Origin of the sequence: Brevibacillus sp. BC25 (assembly GCF_000282075.1) — a bacterium.
Lineage (GTDB): Bacteria > Bacillota > Bacilli > Brevibacillales > Brevibacillaceae > Brevibacillus.
The window spans coordinates 68,256-75,261 of sequence record NZ_AKIX01000044.1 but is presented as its reverse complement, the minus strand read 5'-3'; the positions used below and the strand labels follow the sequence as shown (position 1 = coordinate 75,261).

General features: G+C 48.9%; 7 protein-coding genes. All 7 read right to left on the bottom strand.

The features are described 5' to 3' along the window. Nucleotides 1-1,460 (bottom strand): ATP-dependent protease LonB (lonB, locus tag PMI05_RS13465; protein ID WP_007722245.1); only part of this gene is annotated, 1,460 nt, incomplete at its 3' end. 197 nt (nt 1,461-1,657) lie between these two features. Beyond that, complete coding sequence (clpX, locus tag PMI05_RS13460) at nt 1,658-2,923, bottom strand: ATP-dependent protease ATP-binding subunit ClpX (protein ID WP_007722243.1); 1,266 nt, start codon at nt 2,921-2,923, stop codon at nt 1,658-1,660. Nucleotides 2,924-2,943: 20 nt separating this feature from the next. Continuing rightward, nucleotides 2,944-3,525 (bottom strand): ATP-dependent Clp endopeptidase proteolytic subunit ClpP, encoded by a 582-nt coding sequence (gene clpP / locus PMI05_RS13455; protein WP_007722241.1) that lies wholly within the window; start codon nt 3,523-3,525, stop codon nt 2,944-2,946. 131 nt (nt 3,526-3,656) lie between these two features. Next, complete coding sequence (tig, locus tag PMI05_RS13450; RefSeq protein WP_007722239.1) at nt 3,657-4,949, bottom strand: trigger factor; 1,293 nt, start codon at nt 4,947-4,949, stop codon at nt 3,657-3,659. Nucleotides 4,950-5,074: 125 nt separating this feature from the next. Further along, nucleotides 5,075-5,614, bottom strand: a complete 540-nt coding sequence (locus PMI05_RS13445; protein ID WP_007722237.1) for a metallophosphoesterase family protein — start codon at nt 5,612-5,614, stop codon at nt 5,075-5,077. 30 nt (nt 5,615-5,644) lie between these two features. Beyond that, nucleotides 5,645-6,238 carry an XTP/dITP diphosphatase gene (locus PMI05_RS13440; protein WP_007722235.1) on the bottom strand — a complete coding sequence of 198 codons (594 nt, stop codon included), beginning with the start codon at nt 6,236-6,238 and terminating at the stop codon, nt 5,645-5,647. Further along, nucleotides 6,231-6,992 (bottom strand): ribonuclease PH, encoded by a 762-nt coding sequence (gene rph, locus PMI05_RS13435; RefSeq protein WP_007722233.1) that lies wholly within the window; start codon nt 6,990-6,992, stop codon nt 6,231-6,233. The genes PMI05_RS13440 and rph overlap by 8 nt, the downstream gene beginning before the upstream one ends. Nucleotides 6,993-7,006 lie beyond the last annotated feature (14 nt).

The window sequence follows — 7,006 nt, the reverse complement described above, 5'->3', positions numbered from 1 at the left end:
CCCCCAACTGGCTTTACCTTACCATGAATACTCACTTCGCCAGTCATGGCCAGTAAATTATCGACAGGCTGATTCAATATCGCCGAGTAGATCGCAGTGGCAATGGTAATGCCCGCAGAAGGCCCATCGACTGGGATGCCTCCGGGAAAATTGATATGCAGATCGTAATCATACGGGCGGACACCCATTCTGTTCAGGACAGTCAAAACGTTTTCGATCGATCCTTTTGCCATCGACTTCCGGCGGATCGTCCGGTTGCGGCTGCCCATCTCCTCTTCCTCGGCCATTCCTGTCATCGCCATTCGACCTTGACCAGGAACAGCGGTAGGTGAAGCAGTCACTTCAAGCTCCATCACACTGCCCATGTTCGGACCGTACACAGCAAGACCGTTGACCAATCCGACCTGCGGTGTATCATGTACCTGTTTTTCTGGACGAGGCGATTTTTGACTGCTGTGCATCACCCATTCCACATCGGCAGCCTGGATGTCTTGGCGTTCTTCCGTCAAGGCAATTCCGGCAGCAATTTGCACCGTATTGATCGCTTCACGTCCATTGGTCGCATAGCGCTCGATTACGGAAACAGCGCTGTCTTCTATATTCATATTCATTTTAGGCACGGCCGTACGCACGATACTCCCAATTTCTCCAGCCTTTAATGGGCGGAAAAAGATTTCCAGGCAACGGGAACGAAGCGCAGGAGGCAGTTCTTCTGGCAACCTCGTCGTCGCTCCAACCAGACGGAAATCGGCGGGTAAACCGTATTTGAAAACGTCATGAATATGAGAAGGAATTTGGTTATTTTCCTCGCTGTAGTAAGCACTCTCTAGCATGACTTTGCGGTCTTCAAGAACCTTTAGTAACTTATTCATCTGCACAGGATGGAGTTCCCCTATTTCATCAAGAAAAAGCATGCCACCGTGCGCTTTCGTCACAGCGCCTGGCTTTGGCTGCGGAATCCCCGCCTGCCCAAGCGAGCCAGCCCCTTGATAAATAGGATCATGTACAGAGCCGATTAACGGGTCAGCAATCCCGCGTTCATCAAAACGAGCAATCGTCGCATCGATTTCAATAAACTTGGCATCAGAAGAAAACGGCGATAGCTGATTTTTCTTTGCTTCTTCCAGCACGACCCTAGCCGCTGCGGTCTTGCCTACACCAGGTGGTCCATAAATAATGACATGTTGTGGGTTGGGACCACACAAAGCGGCGCGCAACGCACGAAGCCCATCTTCTTGTCCTACAATTTCTTCCAAAGTAGCTGGTCTCGTTCTCTCTGACAGAGGTTCTGTCAATGCAACCATTCTCATTTTACGTATGGAATCAAGATCCTTGCGCGATTCCTTTTCGGTTGAGGTTTTCGTGTTTCTCTGCGCTCGCAGCAAGTTCCAAAAGTAGGTGCCGATCACGATACCAACAACCACTTCAATGACAGCAATGACCAATGTCGTATAGTCCATATGCAGTCCCTCCCATGCGTCTTCGCTTGCGGTCAACTTTTGTCCCCCAAAGAGGAGGGAACACGTTCATGACCGTTTTGTGCATATGTAAAGCTTCTCTTGAACGATATCAAGTAGTATTGCCCCGCAAGCGTAGACGTAAACCAACAACAAAAAAACCACCTCGCTTATCACGAGATGGTTTGTGTAGACAATGCTTATGCTGTTTCTTCGTGCAATTCCTGGCCTTCTTTGGTCAACAGTTGTGGCTTCACTTTATCGCGAACCGTTTCTTCGGTAATCACGCACTTGTTGACGTCTTCTCTGGAAGGAAGTTCATACATCATGTCGAGCATGATTTGTTCGATAATCGCACGCAGTCCGCGCGCACCAGTGTTGCGCTTAATCGCTTCTTTGGCGATTTGCATGAGCGCACCGTTATCGAACTCCAGCTCAACACCGTCGAGACTCAGCAGTTTTTGGTACTGTTTCACCAAAGAGTTTTTCGGCTCTGTCAGGATACGCACGAGCGTCTCCTCATCCAGCGGCTCCAAGGTAGCAAGCACTGGCAAACGACCGACGAACTCCGGAATCAGACCAAATTTCAGCAGATCTTCCGGCAAAATGTATTTCAGGTATTCTCCGGCTTTCAGATCGCCTTTTACGCCATCTCCGAAGTCTGCACCAAAACCGATGACTTTTTTACCCAAACGACGCTTGATAATCTGCTCGACGCCATCAAATGCACCACCGCAGATGAACAAAATGTTAGAAGTGTCGATTTGGATAAACTCTTGGTGAGGATGCTTGCGTCCGCCTTGTGGTGGAACACTCGCAACAGTACCCTCCAAAATTTTCAAAAGCGCTTGTTGAACGCCTTCACCAGATACATCACGCGTGATGGATGGGTTTTCCGATTTACGGGCTACCTTATCAATCTCGTCAATGTAAATGATTCCTTTTTCAGCCTTCTCAACATCATAGTCAGCAGCCTGGATGAGCTTGAGCAAGATGTTTTCAACGTCTTCACCCACATAGCCTGCTTCTGTCAGAGAAGTTGCGTCCGCAATCGCGAAAGGTACATTCAGAATGCGCGCCAATGTTTGCGCGAGCAACGTTTTCCCGCTACCAGTCGGACCGATCAGCATGATGTTGGATTTTTGCAGCTCCACATCCTCGATCTTCGCCCCGGAATTAATCCGTTTGTAGTGGTTGTACACCGCTACAGACAAGGACTTCTTCGCCATATCTTGACCGATGACATAGTCGTCCAAGATTTTGCGAATTTCCACTGGCTTTGGAATTTCTTTCATATCGATTTCTTCTTCAGTGCCCAGTTCTTCCTGTACAATTTCATTGCACAGTTCGATACATTCGTCACAAATGTAAACACCAGGACCAGCTACCAGCTTGCGCACCTGTTCCTGGGACTTGCCGCAGAAGGAACACTTCAGTTGGCCTTTGTCGTCGTTAAACTTAAACATGCGCTTCACCTCACAACGGGTCAGTTTTTGCGTTCGATAATAGAGTCAATCAATCCGTAGGCCTTTGCTTCTTCTGCACTCATGAAATTGTCGCGGTCTGTATCTTGCTCTACGCGTTCATAAGGCTGACCTGTCCGCTCAGACAAAATCTCATTCAGCTGGCGCTTCGTTTTCATAATCCATTCCGCATGAATGCGGATGTCTTCTGCTTGCCCACGCACACCACCGAGCGGTTGGTGAATCATTACTTCGGCATTTGGCAGAGCGAAGCGCTTGCCTTTTGCACCAGCAGCCAACAGGAATGCACCCATGCTGGCAGCCATGCCCACACAAATCGTGGACACATCCGGTTTGATGTACTGCATGGTGTCATAGATGGCCATTCCTGCTGTAACAGAACCACCTGGAGAGTTTATGTATAGCGATATGTCTTTGTCCGGATCTTCTGCCTGCAAGAAAAGCAGCTGAGCGACAACCAGATTGGCGATTTCATCATCAATCTCGGTGCCCAAGAGAATAATCCGGTCTTTCAGGAGGCGCGAGTAAATATCGTAAGAGCGCTCTCCCCTGCTTGTTTGCTCGATGACCATAGGGATTAGCATTATGTATTTTCCTCCTTTGCCGAAAAAAGTCAATGGTGGAAAAACAAGGCACGATACACTCGTGCCTTGTGGTCTTGACAGCCAGCATCAGGGTTAGCCTGCCCACTGACCAATCATGCGTTCTTCTAAGCTTATGCTGTTACTTTGCTTTCTGCAACCAGCAAATCTACTGTTTTGCGAGTTTGCACATCGCGGTACAGAGCAACCATGCCATCTTGTGCAGAGAAGATTTTGCGCAGCTCATCAGCTGGGCGGCCGTATACGCCAGCCAGTTTATCCAGTTCTGCGTTTACGTCTTCTTCTGTTGCTTCGATGTTTTCTGCTTTGCCGATTGCTTCCAAAGTCAAGGAAGTGCGAACGCGGGATGTTGCATCTGCACGCAATTGATCACGCAGTTGGCTCTCATCCATGCCGGAGAACTGGTAGTACAGTTCCAGAGTCATGCCTTGGTATTGCAGACGTTGACCAAATTCATTTACCATTTGATCCAATTCATGCTCAACCATTACTGCTGGCAGATCGATCTCAGCGCTTTCAGCTGCTTTCAGAACGAGCTGCTCACGAACATATTGATCTTTTTCTTGCGCTGTTTTTTCTTCGAGTTTTTTCTTGGTGTCTGCTTTCAGCTCTTCCAGCGTGTCGAACTCGCTCACGTCTTTGGCAAACTCATCATCCAAAGTAGGCAGGTTTTTGCGCTTCAGGCTGTTCAGCTTCACTTGGAATACCGCTTCTTTACCAGCGAGGTTAGGAGAGTGGTACTCTTCAGGGAAAGTTACGGTAATTTCTTTTTCTTCGCCGATGTTCAAACCAGCCAGTTGCTCTTCGAACCCTGCGATGAAAGTACCGGAACCCAGTTCCAGAGAGTAATCTTCCGCTTTACCGCCTTCAAAAGCTACTCCGTCTTGGAAGCCTTCGAAATCGATTACAGCGATATCGCCTGTTTGTGCGGCACCCTCTTCTACTGCTACGAGCTCAGCATGACGCTCTTGCATGCGCTTCAGTTCAGCGTCAACGCTCTCTTCTGTTACAGAGAAGTCTTTTTCTTCGATGGACAGACCTTTGTAGTCGCCCAGCTTCACTTCAGGCTTCACAGTTACAGTCGCTTTGAAGATCAGGTTTTTCCCTTGTTCCATTTGCGTTACGTCTACTTCTGGACGATCTACTGGCTCGATACCAGCTTCACGAACAGCTTGTCCGTATGCAGTTGGAAGCAGAATGTCAAGAGCGTCTTGGTACAAAGATTCTACACCAAAACGGGATTCGAACATTTTGCGTGGTACTTTTCCTTTACGGAATCCTGGAACTTGAACTTTTTGAACCACTTTTTTAAACGCTTGATCCAATGCTGCGTCTACTTGCGTAGCATCTACTTCAATCGTCAGGACTCCCTGGTTATTCTCTACCTTTTCCCAATTTGCTGCCACGTAAACTTCCCCTCCTAAATCGAATCAACAGAACATCGCCAGCCGCGCCATGGTATCTTCGCAGGCTCGGATGATAATATTCTAGCCATTATAACCATTCTAGTATAGCACAAATCTTTTAGTTTTCAAGAAGACCTCATTGGTCGACGAACAGAATAGTTCCCTCCCAATTGTGAAACCCGGTTGCCTAAATGATCATAAAACGCCACGGATATGTAAACTTCTGTCGGGCTCGTTCCTGTCTCTTCTAAAAGAGCATATGTCGGTACGTGAAAACCGCGCGGCATTTGCAGGCTGCCCGGATTCAGAAACAAGATGTCTCTCTCTACACCACAGACAGGTACATGAGAGTGACCGAAAACCACTACATTTGCTCCGACCTCTTCTGCACGGTAATGAAGGCGCAGAAGAGAGCCTTTCACTCCGAAAAGATGCCCGTGCGTTTGCAGGATGTGAAGTTCGCGCCATTCGGTCTCTTGTTCAGTCGGCACCTCTTGTGTCGAATCGCAATTGCCTCGGACAAGCGTCATGTTGGAAAACGGCTCGCGCTGATGGTCGACACAAAAATCGCCACAATGCAAAATTTTTTCGACATGATGTCGGTTGACGACCTGGCTTACTTCCCGAACCAAGCCGTGGCTATCGCTCATGATGAGAATTCCCATCACGCCTCACTCTCCTGTTTTCTCTCTTGTCTACTTGATGATTTCAAGCAGTTGCTGCATGGCACGAGCGCGGTGGCTGATCTGGTTCTTTTCTTCTGGCATGAGTTCGGCCATCATTTTGTCCATCGATGGGATGTAGAATACCGGATCATATCCGAAGCCGTTTGTCCCTTTTGGCTCACGCGCGATCACACCCTCACAAGCGCCAGTGGAAATGATTGGATCTTCGCCTGGAATCACCAACGCCAACGTGCATCGGAAGCGAGCTGTGCGTTCCTGTGTCGACACTTCTTCCAGCTCTTTCAACAATTTACGCCAATTCTGCTCGTCTGTTGCATCTTCCCCAGCGAAGCGTGCGGAGTAAACTCCAGGGCGTCCTTCCAGCGCATCTACTTCCAGACCTGAATCGTCACCGAGAGCTGGCATGTTCAAGTATGTAGAGATTTCGATTGCTTTTTTCAGCGCATTTCCTTCGAAGGTGTCCTTGTCTTCTACTACCTCAGGCACACCGTCAAATTCAGCGAGGCTAATTCCTTCCCAGCCTGCCTCTGCGAACAGCCTGTTGAATTCTTTCACTTTTCCTTGGTTACGTGTTGCGAGAACAACTTTTTTCCGATTAGGCATGACTTTCCTCCGCTACTGATTGTACAAAAGAGAGCGAAACATCAGCGAGCGCCTCTTTTTGACTGTTAATCAAGTTGTCAATGCCGACTTTTGCAAGGGCAATCATTTCTTGTAGCTGTTCAGGAGAAAACGGGGCATCCTCCCCTGTTCCTTGCAGCTCGACAAACTTTCCTTTTCCCGTCATGACGACATTCATGTCGACAATCGCTGTAGAATCTTCTTTGTAGTTGAGATCGAGCACGGCTTCCTCGCCAACTACCCCTACAGAGGTCGCTGCCAGGAAATCGTTGAGCGGCAGCTGTTTCCAGGTGCCACTATCTACCAATTTTTGCATCGCGTCTACCATTGCCACGAAGGCTCCGGTAATCGAAGCTGTCCGTGTACCTCCGTCTGCCTGGATGACATCGCAATCCAACCAAATAGTGCGTTCACCCATTGCTTCAAGGTTCACGACGGAGCGCAGAGCACGTCCGATCAGACGCTGAATCTCCATTGTGCGTCCACCGACTTTTCCTTTGGACGACTCACGCGCGTTGCGAGTCGCTGTTGCTCGGGGAAGCATGGAATACTCGGCTGTGATCCAGCCCTTCCCGCCACCACGCATAAAAGGCGGTACCCGGTCCTCCAAAGTCGCCGTACAAATCACCTTTGTGTCTCCGACTTCAATCAGGCACGATCCTTCTGCGTGTTTAATGTAATTGCGCGTAATGGTTACAGGGCGCAATTGATCATGGGCACGGCCATCCACTCTCATTCCAAGTTCCTCCT

Excerpts from the sequence above, each read along its gene's own strand:
- clpX (WP_007722243.1), bottom strand. The coding sequence starts at position 2,923 with ATGTTTAAGTTTAACGACGACAAAGGCCAACTGAAGTGTTCCTTCTGC.
- clpP (WP_007722241.1), bottom strand. The coding sequence starts at position 3,525 with ATGCTAATCCCTATGGTCATCGAGCAAACAAGCAGGGGAGAGCGCTCT.
- PMI05_RS13445 (WP_007722237.1), bottom strand. The coding sequence starts at position 5,614 with ATGGGAATTCTCATCATGAGCGATAGCCACGGCTTGGTTCGGGAAGTA.
- PMI05_RS13440 (WP_007722235.1), bottom strand. The coding sequence starts at position 6,238 with ATGCCTAATCGGAAAAAAGTTGTTCTCGCAACACGTAACCAAGGAAAA.
- rph (WP_007722233.1), bottom strand. The coding sequence starts at position 6,992 with ATGAGAGTGGATGGCCGTGCCCATGATCAATTGCGCCCTGTAACCATT.